General features: G+C 46.4%; 11 protein-coding genes. 6 read left to right on the top strand and 5 right to left on the bottom strand.

The features are described 5' to 3' along the window. Nucleotides 1-106: 106 nt before the first annotated feature. Nucleotides 107-2326 (top strand): patatin-like phospholipase family protein, encoded by a 2220-nt coding sequence (locus CEQ32_RS13970; RefSeq protein ID WP_192959123.1) that lies wholly within the window; start codon nt 107-109, stop codon nt 2324-2326. 211 nt (nt 2327-2537) lie between these two features. Further along, on the top strand, nt 2538-4580 hold the full coding sequence (locus tag CEQ32_RS13965; RefSeq protein ID WP_088586224.1) for a M13 family metallopeptidase: 2043 nt from the start codon (nt 2538-2540) through the stop codon (nt 4578-4580). A 58-nt stretch (nt 4581-4638) separates the two neighbouring features. On the opposite strand, the gene CEQ32_RS13960 is transcribed toward CEQ32_RS13965, so the two are convergent. Together CEQ32_RS13960 and hxpB are read right to left on the bottom strand one after the other, a co-directional pair. Then, nucleotides 4639-4965, bottom strand: a complete 327-nt coding sequence (locus CEQ32_RS13960; protein WP_088586223.1) for a DUF2845 domain-containing protein — start codon at nt 4963-4965, stop codon at nt 4639-4641. A gap of 52 nt (nt 4966-5017) precedes the next feature. Continuing rightward, complete coding sequence (gene hxpB, locus CEQ32_RS13955; protein WP_088586222.1) at nt 5018-5671, bottom strand: hexitol phosphatase HxpB; 654 nt, start codon at nt 5669-5671, stop codon at nt 5018-5020. A 421-nt stretch (nt 5672-6092) separates the two neighbouring features. Here hxpB and acnB point away from each other — a divergent pair, with 421 nt between their 5' ends. Then, nucleotides 6093-8690: a bifunctional aconitate hydratase 2/2-methylisocitrate dehydratase gene (gene acnB / locus CEQ32_RS13950; protein ID WP_088586221.1), complete on the top strand. Its 2598-nt coding sequence runs from the start codon at nt 6093-6095 to the stop codon at nt 8688-8690. A 179-nt stretch (nt 8691-8869) separates the two neighbouring features. Here acnB and rsd read toward each other — a convergent pair whose 3' ends face one another. After that, nucleotides 8870-9355, bottom strand: coding sequence for a sigma D regulator (gene rsd, locus CEQ32_RS13945; RefSeq protein WP_088586220.1), 486 nt, complete (start codon nt 9353-9355; stop codon nt 8870-8872). A 461-nt stretch (nt 9356-9816) separates the two neighbouring features. On the opposite strand from rsd, the gene hemE reads away from it, so the two are divergent. From hemE to CEQ32_RS13925, 3 genes are all read left to right on the top strand, one after another. Beyond that, nucleotides 9817-10881, top strand: coding sequence for a uroporphyrinogen decarboxylase (hemE, locus tag CEQ32_RS13935; protein ID WP_037413592.1), 1065 nt, complete (start codon nt 9817-9819; stop codon nt 10879-10881). A 385-nt stretch (nt 10882-11266) separates the two neighbouring features. Further along, nucleotides 11267-13837 carry a cyclic di-GMP phosphodiesterase PdeB gene (gene pdeB / locus CEQ32_RS13930; RefSeq protein ID WP_088586219.1) on the top strand — a complete coding sequence of 857 codons (2571 nt, stop codon included), beginning with the start codon at nt 11267-11269 and terminating at the stop codon, nt 13835-13837. 75 nt (nt 13838-13912) lie between these two features. Next, nucleotides 13913-14716 (top strand): SDR family oxidoreductase, encoded by an 804-nt coding sequence (locus CEQ32_RS13925; RefSeq protein WP_088586218.1) that lies wholly within the window; start codon nt 13913-13915, stop codon nt 14714-14716. Here the strand turns inward: CEQ32_RS13925 and CEQ32_RS13920 are convergent. Together CEQ32_RS13920 and CEQ32_RS13915 are read right to left on the bottom strand one after the other, a co-directional pair. Continuing rightward, nucleotides 14713-14934 carry a hypothetical protein gene (locus CEQ32_RS13920; protein ID WP_037413589.1) on the bottom strand — a complete coding sequence of 74 codons (222 nt, stop codon included), beginning with the start codon at nt 14932-14934 and terminating at the stop codon, nt 14713-14715. The two genes, CEQ32_RS13925 and CEQ32_RS13920, sit on opposite strands and share 4 nt — an antisense overlap. A gap of 182 nt (nt 14935-15116) precedes the next feature. Then, entirely contained in the window at nt 15117-18326 is a 3210-nt protein-coding gene (locus CEQ32_RS13915; RefSeq protein WP_088586217.1) for an ImpA family metalloprotease, read from the bottom strand.

Below are 18326 nucleotides of genomic sequence, written 5' to 3'. Positions count from 1 at the left end.
ATGGCAAATTTTCAACTCATCGGTTCAGATAAAATATGACTGATGGTTAAATAGATAAATTTGCTAATATTAACTCAAAATTTTTTATCCTATAAAAGTACTCATTATGATGCGCCGAATAGTAGCTTCTCTCTTTTTATGTGTGTTGCTGACTCCCTTATGTGCGGCTGAACGGCCAAAAATAGGATTAGTGTTAAGCGGTGGAGGTGCTAAAGGCGCCGCCCATGTTGGTGTACTTAAAATTTTAGAAGAACATCATATTCCTGTGGACTATATTGCAGGTACGAGTATCGGCGCTTATGTCGCGGGTATGTATGCCTTGGGATACAGTGCAAGTGAAGTCGAAACCATTATGATGGGGGTTGATTGGGATAGTGGTTATTCGGATACCATTCCGCGTAACGTCTTGAGTTACCGCGATAAACAGTTACGCGATCGTTACAATATTCCGCTTAATATCGGTTATACCGAGGGCGAAGTCCGGGCGCCGAGTGGCTTGCTGCGCGGGCAAACCATGTCGCAGCTATTACGCCAGTCCACGGATCTGGTGCAGCAATTTGGTGATTTTGATGCGTTGGCCATTCCCTATCGAGCGGTGGCAACGGATTTAGAAACCAGTTTACCCGTCGTCATCGACCACGGCAGCTTAGTCAAAGCCATGCAGGCATCTGCGACTGTGCCGGGTGCACTGCAACCGACTCAGATCGATGGCAAGTTATTAGTCGATGGCGGTATTGCCAACAATATGCCCGTGGATGTGGTTAAGGCTATGGGCGCGGATATCATCATTGCCGTAGATATCGGCTCGCCGCTGGTGAAAAAAGACAAATTGAATAGCACGATTGCGGTGCTCGACCAGTTATCTAACTTCCTGACCAATGCCAGTACCGAAAAGCAAAAACAATTACTAACAGATAAAGACGTATTGATCCGTCCCGCTATCGATGCCTTAAGCACCACAGACTTTACCATCATGCCCTTGGCCCTGACGTTAGGGAAAGAAGCCGCCAACGGCCAGCTAGATAAATTGCAGGGCATGAGTGTCAGCGCTGAAGAATATGCCGCCTATGTGGATGCGAAGAAGGCCAAGGGCAAGTTATTAATGGCGGATGTGGCGCATCCTATTAAAGAAATCGTATTCGATAACCAGTCTAAGGTCAGTCTAAACCTATTGAAGGAAACCTTAGATCTGAAAGCCGGCCAAGCTGTGACTAAGGATGAGCTAAACGAGGCGTTAAAACGGATTTATGCCTTAAACAAATTTGAGCGCGTGGATGCCGAGTTTGTCGAGTCTGAAGAAGGTCGAGTGCTGACGGTGACCACCCGAGCTAAATCTTGGGGACCAAATTACTTCCAACTAGGCTTTAATTGGGAGGACGATTTTAGCTCTGATTCAGCCATCAGCTTTGATATGGCTTATACCATGACAGACTTAACCTTTAATGGCGGAGAGTGGCGAAACGAAGTTAAGCTTGGATTCGAAAAGCTATTTGCAACCGAGTTTTATCAACCGCTAGATAGAGATCAAGAGTTTTATAGTCGAGCCCGATATCAATTCGATGTTCATAATTGGGATCTCTACGATAACAATAACCGTGTTTTTGTCTTTGACAAGAAAACCCACACTATTGAATTAGGAATTGGTTATAACTATGTCTTGCAAGGGTTTATTGAATTTGGTTTAGTGGGGGAGAAAGGCGTTATCGTCAATGATGCCTGGTTGCTGAAGGATTTTGATTTTAACTCCTACGGTGCTTACTTGAGGGTTGGTTATGACAGCTTAGACAGTATTAGTTTCCCGACTTCGGGTAACCGCATCACCTTAAATGTGTATGTGCGTAATGAAGATTTTGACGATGTCGTTGATAACAATAAAAACGAATTTAGTGTTCAGGTTGAAGCCGATTGGAAAGGCGCGCTCAGCGTTGGCAATCATGCCTTTGTGGGTAAAGCGTCGCTTGCGACAAATAATAATGACGGACTTAATACGTTACACTTGTCCGATTTGGGCGGTTTCTTAAACCTTTCTGGTTATCACAAGGACTCGCTCACAGGGGCGCATAAGCTCTTTGGCGCCTTTGTCTATCAGTATGATCTGGGCCGAGATGCCTTATTAGGTATGAGAGATTACCCACTCTATTTAGGGCTAAGTTTAGAGGCGGGAAATGTATGGTATGAACGCTCAGAGGTATCCCTCTCAGACCTTATCTATGCTTCTAGCCTTTACATAGGTACAGATACTTCTATGGGGCCGGCAGCACTGGGCTTTGGTATTACAGATATGGGTGATAAATCCTTGTATTTATTTGTCGGTAAAGCCTTCTAAATCGATCGAAGGGCATAACTAAGGTTATGCCCTTCGTTTTTCCTGCTGAACACTATTCCCGCATAATCTAAAAATCGCGTTTATACTGGTTTGCGCAAATATCACTAAGTGTCATAACCTTTTACAAAATCTTGCTACAGCCAAACTAGGCAAAATGCTAAGGTTTTGCAGGAAAAAATAACAACACTCTCAACGGAAGCTGGGGAAAACAATGAAGAAGATTAGCACACTGGCGCTGGGGATTGCCCTGAGCCTAGGTTTAGCCGCTTGCAGCAGCGAGCCTAAAACTGAAGTCGCCGCGGTTTCTGGCATTGAATTACAAAACTTTGATGCCTCAGTTCGCCATCAAGACGATTTTTATTACAGCGTGAACGGTAAATGGTTAGCGAATACGCCTATCCCTGCCGACAAGTCTAACTACGGTGCATTCTCTGTGCTGTACGATCAAAGCCAAGATGCGTTGAAAAAAATCATCGATGCCGCCGCAGCGCAAAAAGATGCTGCTCCTGGCTCTAATAATCAAAAAATCGGTGACTTTAACGCCAGCTTTATGAATACCGATTTGCTCGAATCCTTAGGTGTAACCCCATTAAATCCATTACTGGCGGACATCTCTGCAGTGAAAAATCACAGTGAATTACCCGCGGTGATGGGGAAATTACTCACCAGCGGTTCAGGTATTCCCTTTGGTTTCTACGTTAATAACGACGCGAAAAATTCTACCCAATATGCAGTGTATTTAAGCCAGTCGGGCTTAACCTTGCCAGACCGCGATTACTACTTAAAAGATGACGCTAAGTTTGTCGCTAATCGCCAAGCAATGGCGAAATATGTGACTGATATTCTGACTGAAGCAGGCTATAAAAATGCAAAACGTGCCGCGAAAAACGTAGCCGACATCGAGATGATGATCGCTAAGAGCCAGTGGAGCCGCGTTGAATCTCGCGATGCTAACAAGTCTTACAACAAACTGAGCCGTGCCGAGCTGCAAAAACTCACTGGCAAGTTTGATATCAATGCCTTTGCGACCAGTGCGGGCCTTGGCGATAAAGTGACTGAAGTCATCGTGCGTCAGCCATCATACTTAGAAAAGTTAGGCGCTAATTTTGATGCCTTCCCCGTTTCAGCTTGGCAGGATTACTTAACGTTCCACTTAGTGGATAGCTATGCTGAGCTGTTAAGCAAAAACTTCGTTGACCTTAACTTTGCCTTTAAAGGCAAAACCTTAATGGGTATTGAAGAACAACAACCACGTTGGAAAAAGGCGGTAGATGGCGCCGACCAAGTGATTGGTGAGTTAGTCGGTGAGGAGTACGTTAAGCAATATTTCAAACCAGAAGCAAAAGCCCGCATGGAAACCATGATCAAAAACTTGATCAAAGCTTTTGAAGTCAGCATCAACGAACTCGAGTGGATGACGCCTGAAACGAAAGTCGCGGCTCAAGAAAAACTGTCTAAGTTTACCTACAAGATTGGTTATCCAGACAAGTGGAAAGACTACACAGCGTTAGAGATCAAGCCTGATGAGCTGGTGGGTAACTATATGCGTTATGCCAACTTCGAATATCAAGACATGATCAACAAGTTAGGTAAGCCAATCGATCGTACCGAGTGGCATATGACACCACAAACGGTGAACGCTTATTACAGCCCTGTTGGCAATGAAATCGTATTCCCTGCGGCGATTCTGCAACCGCCATTCTTCAATATGGAAGCCGATGATGCGGTTAACTACGGTGGTATCGGTGCGGTAATTGGCCACGAAATCAGCCATGGTTTCGACGACCAAGGTGCTAAGTACGATGGCGACGGCAACCTGCGTGATTGGTGGTCTGATAAAGACCGTGAAGAGTTCCAAAAACGCGGTAAGCAACTGTCGGCGCAGTATTCTGGCTATGAAGCGTTGCCCGGTAAGTTTGTGAACGGTGATTTAACCTTAGGCGAAAACATCGGTGACTTAGGTGGGTTAACAGTAGCTGCTCGCGCCTATATGATGAGCTTAAACGGTAAACCTGCTCCCGTGCTCGATGGCTTAACGGGTGAGCAGCGTTTCTTCGTCGGTTGGTCACAAGTGTGGCGCCGCAACTACCGTGATGAAGAGTTAGGTCGTCGTTTACTGACGGATCCGCATTCACCTAGCCACTACCGTGCTATGGGTACACCGCGCAATATTGAAGCTTTCTATAAAGCCTTTGAGCTGAAAGAGACCGACAAGATGTATTTAAAACCAGAAGAGCGCGTAAAAATCTGGTAATCCATAGGATGAAAACGAAAAAGCCAGACATCTGTCTGGCTTTTTACTTGGGTTAGGATTAATGCCCATATCCTAAGGTTTCAATTTTTTCGATTTTTTGATCGGTTGCATAAACCCGCCGCATCAATCGTGTCGGGCCAAAATCATAGGTCCACTCAGCATATTCTATCGGCAACTTGCTTGGATCAATCACGATATCACCCGCGGAGTTTCGATAATTGGCGGGTTGGCTATATTCTTTGGCTTCGTTTGGCGGTCCGCACTTTTCTAACACTGCGTCTAAGGGATCGCCTACGTTGATGACGAATTGCTTACAGCGCATAGAATCTGTCGCTAAGGCTGGCAAACTCGCCGCCCACAGTATTAACAACACATAATACTTCATCGGTGTATCCTAGCAGTGATTAACCTTTCTCAAATTGATTCGGTGACTTTATTTAGAACACCTTATCAAGCTCCAATAAACTCTCTAATTGATGATGGGCTATGATCCATTTTGCTTCACCGCGTTGTTCTGGCGCAGGAATCGCAACGGTTTGCATATTGGCGGCGCGGGCAGCGATCAGACCATTAAAAGAGTCTTCAATCGCGAGGCAATATCGCGGGTCAACCCCTAAGGCCGCTGCGCAATTTAAGTAAACCTCTGGATGGGGTTTGCCATAGGTAAGCGCTTCAGCAGATTCTACCGCCATAAATTGGCCCTTAAGCTTAAGCCTTGTTAGCACAGCATCAATCAGAGCTGTTGGTGAAGAGGTGGCTAAGCCTACCTTTAAGCCTTTGGCCTGGCAGTATGCCATTGCTTGTTGAACGCCAGACATCGGCTCACCGGATTGCCGAATTTCTTCAGCAACTTTGTCAACTATGGCGTTGCTGACCTTGGCATTATCGTAATCGGCCCAAGGCGCTTTGTGATACCAATAATCGACACATTGATCGATACGTAACCCCGTGGTTTGTTGAATTGTTTCGATAGTGACTGGCACGCCAAGCGCCGATAACACTTCATATTCAACCCTTTGCCAAAGGGGTTCTGAATCAATTAACACGCCATCCATATCAAAAATGACGGCTTGAATACTGAGGGATGTCATTACTACTCCAAGGGATGGGAAATGGGTCATTCGAGCTTGAGTGTAAGTTTAAGCCCGTCATCTTCAAAGCCTAAACACACAAAGTTGAGAAATATTTTTGGTGGAAAGGAATTGATGTCCAAAAAAATAATCGTTCGATTTTAAATTGATGAACGTATGTTAACTATTTGTAGATTATGGTTTTTTATCTGTTTTCAAACTATTGTCTAATTTCCATTGTTTTATTGTTGCCGTAAGTTGAGTTGCACCTCCGGATTTAGCCCTTATTTCGTCTTTTGCCGAGTGTGACCTGATTCATACTTTTGCAAAGCTGTAGTATACTGCTGGCCGGAAATACGGGTCGATCATGTCGGACTGTCAGCTTCAATTGAGAAGACGTGCAGTTTCGTTGTTAGAGCGCCAAACAAAGAGGAATGTTGCCGTGCTAGAAGCATATCGTAAACACGTCGCAGAACGTGCTGCAGAGGGCGTAGTCCCTAAGCCATTAGATGCACATCAAGTGGCTGAACTGGTTAAATTGGTTCAAAATCCCCCCGCTGGTGAAGAAGCTGTTATTCTTGACCTGCTCGAAAATCGAATTCCCCCCGGTGTTGACGAAGCCGCCTATGTAAAAGCCGCGTTCTTAGATGCGGTTGCTAAAGGCACTGCAACTTCACCCATACTATCTGCCGAACGTGCGACTGAGTTATTAGGCACTATGCAAGGTGGCTATAACATCGAGCCGCTGATCGCTCAGTTAGATAACCCCGCTCTGGCGCCTTTAGCTGCTAAAGCCTTATCTCACACTTTGCTGATGTTTGACTCTTTCCACGATGTGGTTGAGAAAATGGAAGCCGGTAACGTCTATGCTAAACAAGTGGTTGAAGCGTGGGCAAATGCAGACTGGTACTTAAGCCGTCCAAAATTAGCGGACAAAGTCACCCTGACCGTATTCAAAGTCTCTGGTGAAACCAACACCGACGACCTGTCACCAGCACCCGATGCTTGGTCACGTCCAGATATCCCATTGCACGCCTTAGCTATGCTGAAAAACGCGCGTGATGGTATCGAGCCAGATATACCTGGCAGCGTAGGTCCAATCAAGAAATTAGAAGAACTGAAAACCAAAGGTTTCCCATTAGTTTACGTGGGTGACGTTGTAGGTACTGGTTCATCACGTAAATCTGCGACTAACTCAGTACTGTGGTTCATGGGCGATGATATCCCATTCGTACCTAACAAACGTGCTGGAGGTTTCTGCTTAGGTGGCAAAATTGCGCCGATTTTCTTCAACACTATGGAAGATGCGGGCGCACTACCAATCGAACTCGACGTCAGCAAAATGGAAATGGGCGATGTGATCGACATTTACCCATACGCTGGTGTTGTTAAGCGTCATGGCTCAGATGAAGTGATTTCTGAGTTCAGCCTGAAAACCGACGTACTGTTAGACGAAGTGCGTGCAGGTGGTCGTATTCCACTGATCATCGGTCGTGGTTTAACTGACAAAGCACGTGCGGTATTAGGTTTACCAGCCTCTGACGTATTCGTACGTCCTCAAGACATCGCTGATAATGGCAAAGGTTATACCCTTGCACAGAAGATGGTCGGTAAAGCCTGTGGTGTTGCTGGCGTACGTCCAGGTCAATACTGTGAGCCTAAGATGACTTCTGTAGGTTCACAGGACACTACCGGTCCTATGACCCGTGACGAGCTGAAAGACTTAGCCTGTTTAGGCTTCAGTGCCGATTTGACTATGCAGTCATTCTGCCACACTGCCGCTTATCCAAAACCAGTTGACGTTAACACTCACCACACTCTGCCAGATTTCATCATGAACCGTGGCGGTGTGTCTCTGCGCCCAGGTGACGGCGTTATCCACTCTTGGTTAAACCGTATGTTATTACCAGACACAGTAGGTACTGGTGGTGACTCACATACGCGTTTCCCAATCGGTATTTCATTCCCTGCGGGTTCTGGTCTTGTTGCCTTCGCTGCTGCGACCGGTGTGATGCCTCTGGACATGCCAGAGTCAGTATTAGTACGCTTCAAGGGCAAGATGCAACCTGGTATCACCCTACGTGATCTAGTACATGCTATCCCATTAAAAGCGATTGAAATGGGTCTGCTGACTGTTGAGAAGAAAGGTAAGATCAACATCTTCTCTGGTCGCGTACTGGAAATCGAAGGCTTAGAAACCCTGAAAGTAGAACAGGCATTTGAACTGTCTGACGCCTCAGCAGAACGCTCTGCAGCGGGTTGTACTATCAAGTTAGACAAAGAGCCAATCATCGAGTACCTGAACTCTAACATCACTATGCTGAAGTGGATGATCGCTGAAGGTTACGGTGACCGTCGCACGATAGAGCGTCGTATCAAAGGCATGGAAGAGTGGTTAGCGAATCCTGAGCTGATGAGTGCTGACAAGGATGCTGAGTACGCAGCAGTGATCGAAATCGATCTGAACGAGATCAAAGAGCCAATCCTGTGTGCGCCTAACGATCCTGATGATGCTGTATTACTGTCATCTGTTGCGCAAACTAAGATTGACGAAGTGTTCGTGGGTTCTTGTATGACTAACATCGGTCACTTCCGTGCGACCGGTAAGATGTTAGACAAGTTCGCTAAGACGCTGCCAACACGTCTTTGGATTGCACCACCGACTAAGATGGACAAAGACCAACTGACCGAGGAAGGCTACTACGGTATTTTTGGTCGCGTTGGTGCGCGTATCGAGATCCCAGGCTGTTCACTGTGTATGGGTAACCAAGCACGTGTGGCTGAAGGTGCAACTGTAGTATCGACTTCTACCCGTAACTTCCCGAACCGTTTAGGTACAGGTGCAAACGTATACTTAGCGTCTGCGGAATTAGCGGCAGTAGCAGCCCTGTTAGGTCGTCTGCCATCGGTTGAAGAATACCAAGAATACGCGAAAGAGTTAGATGCAACTGCAGCTGACACTTACCGTTACTTGAACTTCGATCAAATCGATTCTTACACTCAGAAAGCATCACAAGTGATCTTTCAATCAGCTGTATAATCGATTGATATGATAATGAAAAAGCCAGCGAAAGCTGGCTTTTTTGTTTGTAAATTCTATCGCTAATAAGCTGTTGATTAAGAAGTGACTGCTAATCTCAAACACTATTTATCAAGGGTGGCGACTTGACCCATTGAGGCGCAATCATGCGACTCGCGGTGCATAACGGTTAGCGCTAATTAGGCTTGCTGGGCGTGCTCTGAATACTGGTTATGTAGCACTTCGAGCAATTTATCTTCTAACTCGAAACGGGTTTCCATGGTGTGGGCCAGTTCGGAAAGATCTTTATCGAGCTGGTATAACACTTGGTCATCCTGCGCTTCGGCGTACTTATCATTAAAGTCTAACGCCGCGTTGGTCGTTGGGGTGATCTTTGGCAGTACTTGCTGGGCTAAGGTTTTGCTCGAGGCGCCAAACTTTTCACAGGCATTGACCACTTGGTCATACACTTCGAAATGACCTTCAGAAACGTAATCCACTAATAAATCACAAAATGACTTTACGTTCTCAAAAGAGGGAAGCGATTTTTCCGCATTAGTGTAGGGCGGTAGCCCAGCAATTTGGCAATAATGCACCAAGAGTTTGCGACGATTTTCTAGCCATTGATCTATAAGCTTATTTGAACCGCCCCACTTTTGTTCTGCTTTTTCGAGTTCTCTCAGCATGATGCATTCCATTTAAGTGCTAGGACATAACTCTAATGTAGGGGAGAAATAGCTCTTCGATCAACCCTTTTTATCGGGATTTGCGATAATTGGTAAATGGACAAACCAGCTGTTTTGTATAAAAAAATGTGGAAATAAAAAGCCCAACGATAGAAACCTATCGTTGGGCGAGTAATGTATATAGCAGGCTCGATGCGACGAGCTTCTTGATTGTTCTTGCTAGCGCAGACTTTTTATACCAAAGGCGGGGAACAGGTGCAACTTTTTTCTGTCTGACTGTGACTTTGAGTTCGATTAATAAACAGTATGTTATCTGGCTAGCATTTTGAGGATAACTGCTTAAATGGACAGCAATGATGGGGAATAGCTCACATAAATTATCTCATATTGGTTACATTATTCGCGTAAATGCTAAACTACCGACCCAGCGGATCTCAATAAAAGTCTAGGAATCAAGCCAAATGGCAGAATTAAAGAATGATCGTTATTTACGCGCCCTATTAAAACAGCCTGTCGATATGACTCCGGTTTGGATGATGCGTCAAGCAGGCCGCTACCTTCCTGAATATAAAGCGACTCGCGCTCAAGCGGGCGATTTCATGTCTTTATGTAAAAACCATGAATTGGCCTGTGAAGTGACACTACAACCGCTGCGTCGTTATGAACTGGATGCGGCGATTCTGTTTTCCGACATTTTGACTGTTCCCGATGCAATGGGATTAGGTCTGTATTTTGAGGCGGGTGAAGGCCCACGTTTTGAGCGCCCAACAGATACTATCGATGCCATCAAAAAATTATCAATCCCAGACCCAGAAGATGAGCTGGGTTATGTGATGAAGGCCGTTAGCACGATTCGTCGTGAACTGAATGGCCAAGTGCCATTAATCGGCTTCTCTGGTTCTCCATGGACTCTAGCCACTTACATGGTTGAAGGCGGTTCGAGCAAAACCTTCGAAAAAATTAAGAAAATGGCCTACGCCGAGCCTGCTGCATTGCATATGTTGCTTGATAAGCTTGCAGATTCAGTGACCTTATATTTAAACGCACAGGTGGCTAATGGTGCGCAATCTTTAATGATTTTCGACTCTTGGGGCGGCGCGTTATCGCACACTGCTTACCGTGAGTTCTCACTGCGTTATATGCAGAAAATTGTTGATGGCTTAACTCGCTTTGCTGATGGCCGCCAAGTGCCAGTGACCTTATTCACTAAGGGCGGTGGTTTATGGTTAGAAGCGATGGCTGAAACGGGCTGTGATGCTTTAGGTTTAGACTGGACTGTCGATATCGCTGACGCCCGTCGCCGTGTTGGTCATAAAGTTGCTCTGCAAGGCAACATGGATCCATCCATGTTATATGCACCAATCCCACGTATCGAAGAAGAAGTTGCTCAAATTCTGGCTGGCTACGGTGAAGGTACAGGCCATGTGTTTAATTTAGGCCATGGTATTCACCAGCATGTGGACCCAGAGCATGCAGGTGCCTTTATTAAGGCGGTTCACGCTCAATCTAAGCAGTACCATAAATAAGCTGCACTAAATAACAAACGGACCTGAGGGTCCGTTTTTTATGGCGTTTATCACAGCGTCAGAAACTTCCACTTGGGTGTTGTTAATTGGGTATTAACTTGTGGTTTAGTGAGTGCATTAATTAATCGCGTGCTTTATAGCGTATGTCTCCGCGGTGTTAGTGTGTTGGAGCTCGGTTACCATCTAACTTTTTAAAACTTTTTTATCGAATAGCTGCGTTAAATCAAAGGCGTTTAAAGCAATTAAATGCATGCTATTGCCTACTTTAGCAACGGATAAAGCAAAGTGATATTTAATACTATTTGCAAATGAGATATGTTGCATGGCGCTATAAGGGACTAAATAAAGCCGTTTGTTAATTTAATTACGTAAGCCGTGGTAAAAGATGCGCATAGGCAACAAAATATTGGTATTTATTGCAGGGTTCTGTTTACCAGCCGTTGTGCTTGTCTCCTATTGCCTCGGGGTTTGGTTTGACCATAGGGTCGAATTGTTACGTCAGGATAATGTACAGCGCGAGCTAGCGAATATTCAGCAGCAGTTCCGCATCGATGTCGATCGGTTAGGGTTTCTCACTAATATTTATGCCTCCCCATTAGCTCATCTCGATAGCGAGCAGTTAAAATCCCTCGAGTCTTCGTGGCTTGAGAGCTCCATGTCTGCCAATTTAAGTTGGTTTATTCTGCGAGATGGAAATTTGCAGAGTGTTTTTCAAAATGAGCAATCAATAGATGATGTGAATCGGCAGGAAATCGCCAAGGCGATAACAACGCAGGCTAAGCCTGAGTTTGCCAGCGCCTATTTAATTGGCGATAAAGGATATGTCGTCACTGCGGTCGCTTCACATTTGGGTGAGTATGTGCTGTTAGTACGGCAACTTACTGAGCGCGATCTACTGGAATACGCCCAAACCTCCCTTGTCGCGCGGATCAGCATGTCTAATGCTGTAACAACACATAATACCTTGCATCCAAGTTCGGTTGCGCTGCCGAGTCTCATTAGTCAACAACCAATCTATCTCCAGGTTGAATTTTCTGATGATCCTTTTCGAGATGTAAAGCTTAGTCTCGACTGGGTGTCGCTTGCGGTGATATTGCTGGGGGTATTCATTGTCGCCTTGGGTTATGTTTGGTTGCGTTCAGGCCTGTTACAGCCCCTTAATAGCTTGATGCAGCAATTAGCGCTCGTTGATCCTATGGCGAGTGTATATCGGCCTGTGACCAGCGAGGGTAATGAAGAGTTATCTGTATTGGCGAATCGCGTAAACAGCTTACTCGCGAGGATTTATCAGCAGAAAGAGCGCGGTAAAATAACCTTAGAGTCGATTGCTGAAGCCGTTATCTTGACCGACATCGATGCAAACGTCATTTACATGAATCCAAAGGCTGAAACACTGCTTGATGTGGCCAGTTGTGATGCCGTTGGTGAGAGTCTTGCCAGTTTATTAAAGGTGGGAGAGCAGTTAAATCAAGCGGTATTTCACTGTATTAGCCTTGGCGAAACGACACCTCAAGTCGCTAAAATCAAACTGCTAACCACAACGCCACGGATTATTGAACGTAGCATTAGTAACGTGCTTAATCATGAAAAAGAAATTGTCGGTACTGTAGTGGTACTGCGGGATATCACTCAAGAAGAACGCCTTAAGCACCAGCTACAAAAACGCGCAAACTTTGACGGTATTACCGGGTTACTTAATCGCCAAGCGTTTGAAGAACAACTGCCCGAGTTCGCCGGTCAAACGAGGAGCCTTGCGGTATGTTATTTGGATTTAGAGCAGTTTAAGTTGATCAATGATAGTTGTGGCCATACTGCGGGTGATCGAATGCTGGCCATGGTCGCTAAGGCAATTCAATCATGTCTTGGGCCTCAGGAGTTATTCGCTCGCTTAGGCGGGGATGAGTTCGGACTGGTGATCTGCGATCGCTCGGCGTTAGCCGTGGTGCAGTTGCTAAAGCACATTATTGCCCAGGTGTCGTTGCAAGTGTTACACGATAAAAATTGCAACTACAAAGTCGGCTTAAGTATTGGTGTTGCCTTTGGACGTGCGCCCTATATCAATGCGCAGGAATTACTCAAGGATGCCGATATCGCTTGTATTGCCGCTAAAGCTAAGGGCGCCAATCAAATTCATATTTATGATGATAAAGATAAAGAACTGACCTACCAGCGTAATGCGCCTAAATGGGCGATGCGTATTGCCCAAGCAATTGAAGAAAATGAACTCCTGCTCTACTACCAGCCCATCCGAGGATTAGGTGCGAGTTCTAAACGCCAACGGATGGAGATTCTGCTCAGGATCCAAGAGCCTTGTGGTCGCATTTTGGCGCCTGCCCAGTTTATTGCTGCCGCAGAGCGTTTTAAGCTGATGCCTGAAATTGATAAAGAAGTGATACGTAAAGCCTTTTTATGGCTGTCGCTAAATTCGCAGCTTTGGCCGGATCACTGCATTTCAATCAACCTTTCGGGCAATAGTCTCGGCGCCGAAGGCATGGTGGAATATATTGCTAAGCAGCAGCAGATTTTTGATATTCCTAGCCAATGCGTTTGCTTTGAAATTACCGAAACGACTGCGATTCAAAACCGTCACCGCGGCATGGAAATGCTCAGACAATTGCGCAAACTCGGTTTTTCCTTTGCATTGGATGATTTTGGCAGTGGCTTTGCTTCCTACGGCTATTTACGCGAACTGCCCGTGGACTACGTCAAAATCGATGGCTGCTTTGTTAAAAACCTGGCCGTCAATGCCAAGGACTATGCCATCGTGAAATCTATTCAAGACGTTTGCCGAGTAATGGGAATTGAGACGGTCGCCGAATTTGTAGAAAACCAAGAGATTATCGATAGATTGCAAGCGATTGGTATCAACTATGCTCAAGGTTATGCGATAGGACGGCCGCAACCTCTAGCAAGTTATTGTGAGCAGTTTGAGATGAGCTTAGCGCAACGCGCATAGGGGATTGCGCTTTTTAGGTGATTATGCCAATTTACCCTTAACCGAAGTTAACATATTAGTAACAAGGATATGGTTATGGATGGACTGACGGGTAAAGTGGTTATTATTACAGGGGCTTCTGAAGGTATTGGTCGTGCGCTGGCGATTGCCATGGCGCGGGTAGGATGCCAACTTGTATTGAGTGCTCGCAATGAAACGCGTCTTGCCTCACTTGCCCTCGAAATTGCTAACTATGGTCCTACTCCCTTTGTTTTTGCCGCTGATGTCAGCAGTGCCTCCCAGTGTGAAGACTTAATTCAAGCCACGATTGCCCATTATGGCCGTCTCGATATTTTGGTTAATAATGCAGGCATGACGATGTGGTCGCGTTTTGATGAGTTAACCCAACTAGCGGTTCTTGAAGATATCATGCGCGTTAATTACTTAGGCCCTGCCTATTTGACCCATGCCGCCTTACCCTATTTAAAGTCGAGCCAAGGTCAGGTCGTGGTGGTGGCTTCGGTGGCTGGGTTAACAGGCGTACCAACTCGTAGTGGTTATGCCGCTTCTAAGCATGCAGTTATCGGTTTTTTTGATTCGCTGCGGATTGAGCTTGCTGACGATAATGTGGCCGTGACGGTGATTTGCCCTGATTTTGTCGTTTCGCAAATCCATAAGCGAGCCTTAGATGGTGCGGGTAAGCCACTCGGTAAATCGCCAATGCAGGAAGCTAAATTTCTTTCCGCAGAGCAATGTGCCGACATGATGCTACCTGTGATAGCAACCCGAGGCCGGCAGCTTATCACTTCTCTTCGCGGCCGGCTCGGACGTTGGCTTAAGCTGATTGCACCGGGCTTAATCGATAAAATAGCCCGTAAAGCAATTGCCTCAGGCCATTAGCTTTTATTGAGGTGTTTAACGATGGCTTGTTCAGCTTCATTTTGGGTTGCCTTATCACCATCAGCTTGGATGTTGGCTGTTGCCTTATGGCCTGTGAGATCCTCGGCAATATGAAGCCAGTCAGGATGCCAGTAAAAATTCTGTCCCGACAGTGTTTGCCAATTATGCACGCCGGACTTTTCGCCTTGATAAATAATGTCTTTGATTGAATAACCCATAGAAAACCCCTGATTTATTATTGGATATCATTATTGAGGTCAAATAGTGCGCTATCCACTTCGCAACTTGTGTGCGTTAGATCACGCTTTTAGGCAAAAATAAACCTCGCATTTGCGAGGTTTATTTTTTATTGCACTTAATTTTCAGTGTCTTAACGTCTAGTGCTTTAATGTCTAGAGTATTAAGGTTTCGCGCATTGGCTAGGTGAGCCTGTGCCTTTCCAAAGTGTGCTGCTATCGCTCAGTGACAGTGGGATAAAGGTTAAGCCTTGGCTCATATTCGCGGGTGGTAAATCAGTTTCGAGCTCATACATACCCATTGGTACCGTGCCAAGGCTGGCGTTTGCTGTGACTTGCATGGCTGCAAGACTAGAGTAACGCAGTCCTAGCATATCGAAATGGCTGCGCCAATCTTTGCCTGTGAGTTTGCTTAAGGAAACCAACATAAAGTCATTGCCAGGAATGTCTCTGACCGTTTTACCACCGTAGACGCTATGGCCATCGAAGGGGAATAAGTCAAAACCGAGTTTACTGCGGTTTGCCTCCCAATCGCTGGCGTTATTAGCGTATTTACCGAAAATACGGCTGTGCTGATACAGCAAAGTAAAGAGATTAAAGCCATTACTTAAGGTTGTGCCATCACTTAGCGTCATGCCATGGGCCTTGAGGGCCATTTGGATATAAAACCCCATGCGATAGCCATTATGTACCGCATAATCATTACTTGCCCAAGGTGCGGTATATCGGTCTTCGCCGATATCTAACACTTTACAGTTAGCGCCAAAGACTACACGTTTGCCACTGGTATCCTTAGTGCCTATGGCATCGGACATAAACACATAAAAGAGATCTTTGTGATTCATATGGCCATCTTTAATGATGTCGCTATTACCATCACGCAAATAATGGGTCTTCCATAGCACCACATAGGGGAAGATATTGTTGGAGTTTTCTCCTGCACGGCTGCCATAACCTGTCCAATTATCGCTATTGGCGGCAGTGGCATATTGCACATTGAGGCGGTTGGTTTGCAGATTATGGCCAAGTTCATGGTTATCTCCCCAACCCGTGGGTGAAATATTCCAAGCGGCATCCCAAGGATTGCCACTGCAACCCGATCCACATTGGGCATTCTGGTCATAGTTAGCGTGTTGGATGATGCTGCGGGTATGCAGACTGGCATCGGTGCAATCGGCGCCAAACAGCGCCTGACAGCTTGATAGCACCTCGGCGGGTAACGACTCACTTAAGCTTTTACCTTGGATCTTAAGTCCTGCTAAGGTGTAAACACTATTGATATGGTCCTCGACGATGCTTTTGAGCAAGGCGGTAATATCAGGGATCTTACCGCCAATGGCATTCATAAAACGGTCGCGGCGTAAATGCTGTTCAGCGCCATCGGTGCGCAGATCCACATGGGGCAGCTCAGTGTTTTGGATTTTGTCATTGAAGGCCGTGATTTCAGCAGGATTAGAAAAATCCATGATACTTGGGTGCTTAGCCACATTTTTTGCTTGCACATCGACACTGAGCGCGCCTTCGCCGCCACTGATATAGAAATAAATCGGGCCGCCATAGGGGGTTGAAAACTCGATGCTTTGCCCTTTGGCGAGCTTAAGGCGCTGCTGCGCTAACTCAAGCGGCGCGCGATAAACCTTTTGTTCAAAGGCGCGGTTGGTATTGCGTCTATGATAATTGAGCTTAATTTCGACGTTGGCATTGGTGCTATCCAAACGACTGAGCGTGATGGTTTGTCCCGGTAAGGCGTACCAGCCTGAGCTGGTCCATTGACCCGTATAAGGTACGCTAATGGTTTTGCGCTCTGATACTGTGGCCGGATAAGCGTAGTGAGCATTAGTGCCTTTACTTAGATTGGCTCTGTCGGTGACATATTCCCCTAAATCGGCTTGGGCAAGGTTATGGGCGCGGGCGTAGCTCACTGTCCAATCGGCAAATAGCGCTTGCTGCCATTGGGTGAACTCGCTGTAGGCGATGGGATAATCAATTTCACTACGGTATTTATCGGCGAGCAGTAAACCGGCCTTTATCAGTGGGAAGTTAGTGCGACTAAACACATCAATGCCATTGATATCTAAGGTTTCAGCGCTGCTGCGATACCAGTCGGCACCCGCTTTAAAGGCCTCAACAAAGGCGCTGCTATTACAGCTTAAGTAATTGCCTGTGCAGTCATTTAATACCTGCGTGTCAAAGCGCTGCTCCCGCAGATTTGCCAGTAGTTTTTTAACATCTTCAAGGGCTTTATCTTCAGCCAGAATGGTGCTTACACTCAGATTGTCGGCGTTGAGTTTCGACCAATAGTTGCCCGCGGTCGATAGCCCCATTTCAAGGTAAAGGGGAGAGAGCATAGCGCTTTGTTCGCGTCGATAATTTGAGAGTAGCAGGGGAATACCCGCAGTCTTGGCTTTGGCAATCGCCGCTTGAATGCCCGCGTAACCTAGGTTGTCGCGGTCAATATCGCTGATAACGATTAAATCGGGTTTTAAGGTATCGATACAGCTGGCGAGGGCGCTGTAGTCGCAGCTATTGGCGGTATTGATACTGTGAGCATCGGGATAGTACTTGCTTAGCCAAGTGCGGATCCCTTCGTTATGGGGGAAATACCAACTGTCGGCACGGCTCGGCATTTGGGCCGTGACTATGCTGAGGCCATCCTGTTGATCGCCACCTTTAGTCAGCCATGAGATGAGATTTTTCAACAGTATATCTGTCTGCGCAGAAGTGTTGACGCTAAATAAGTTGCCACCCATAGCGGCATAGCGTTGTCCCTGTTGCTCGCCCGCCATCACTAGGCCGCGAACGGCACTGGCGCCACTGCCATCCACATTTGATGGCAGTAGGGTAAAAGTGTTTTCCGGCATAAAGCTCGAAAAGGTAATGGAGTCGTGGGTCGGATGCCAGCTAATGCTGCTACCTACACCTTGATAGAGCTGGGTGATTTTCGCTTTGCGGGCAGCGTCCACTTTGGCTAGTTCGGTAGTGCTGAAGTCAATCAGCTCAATAGCGCTGGCAAGGGTATGATCTTGATGCCGAATGGCATTTTCTGCATTGCTGATAAAGGCTGGGGTAATAGCGCAATCTGCAATCATTGCAGCTGTGGTGTAAGTTAACTCGGTTAATGAGCCGCCACAGCCGCTAATATTTTCTAGTACAAAGCCCGCGTCCGCTTGAACACTAAAGCTGGCTCTTTTGCCCGAATCGACTTTTTGGCTTGCGGGAGTGAGTTTGCCGCCCGATACCTGACTTGCACTGGCGGTATATTGGGTGATAGTCGGTGGCTGAACGGGTGGTGTGGTGGTGCTCGCATCCTCAGAGCCTCCCCCGCAACCGCCAATCAGTAAGGCGATGGCGGTAGATATAAGTCTAATCTCCAT

The sequence above is a fragment of the Shewanella sp. FDAARGOS_354 genome (assembly GCF_002209245.2).
In the GTDB taxonomy this organism is placed as follows: domain Bacteria; phylum Pseudomonadota; class Gammaproteobacteria; order Enterobacterales; family Shewanellaceae; genus Shewanella; species Shewanella xiamenensis.
Note: the sequence above shows the minus strand (reverse complement) of the source record. Positions and strands in the feature narration are given on the sequence as shown.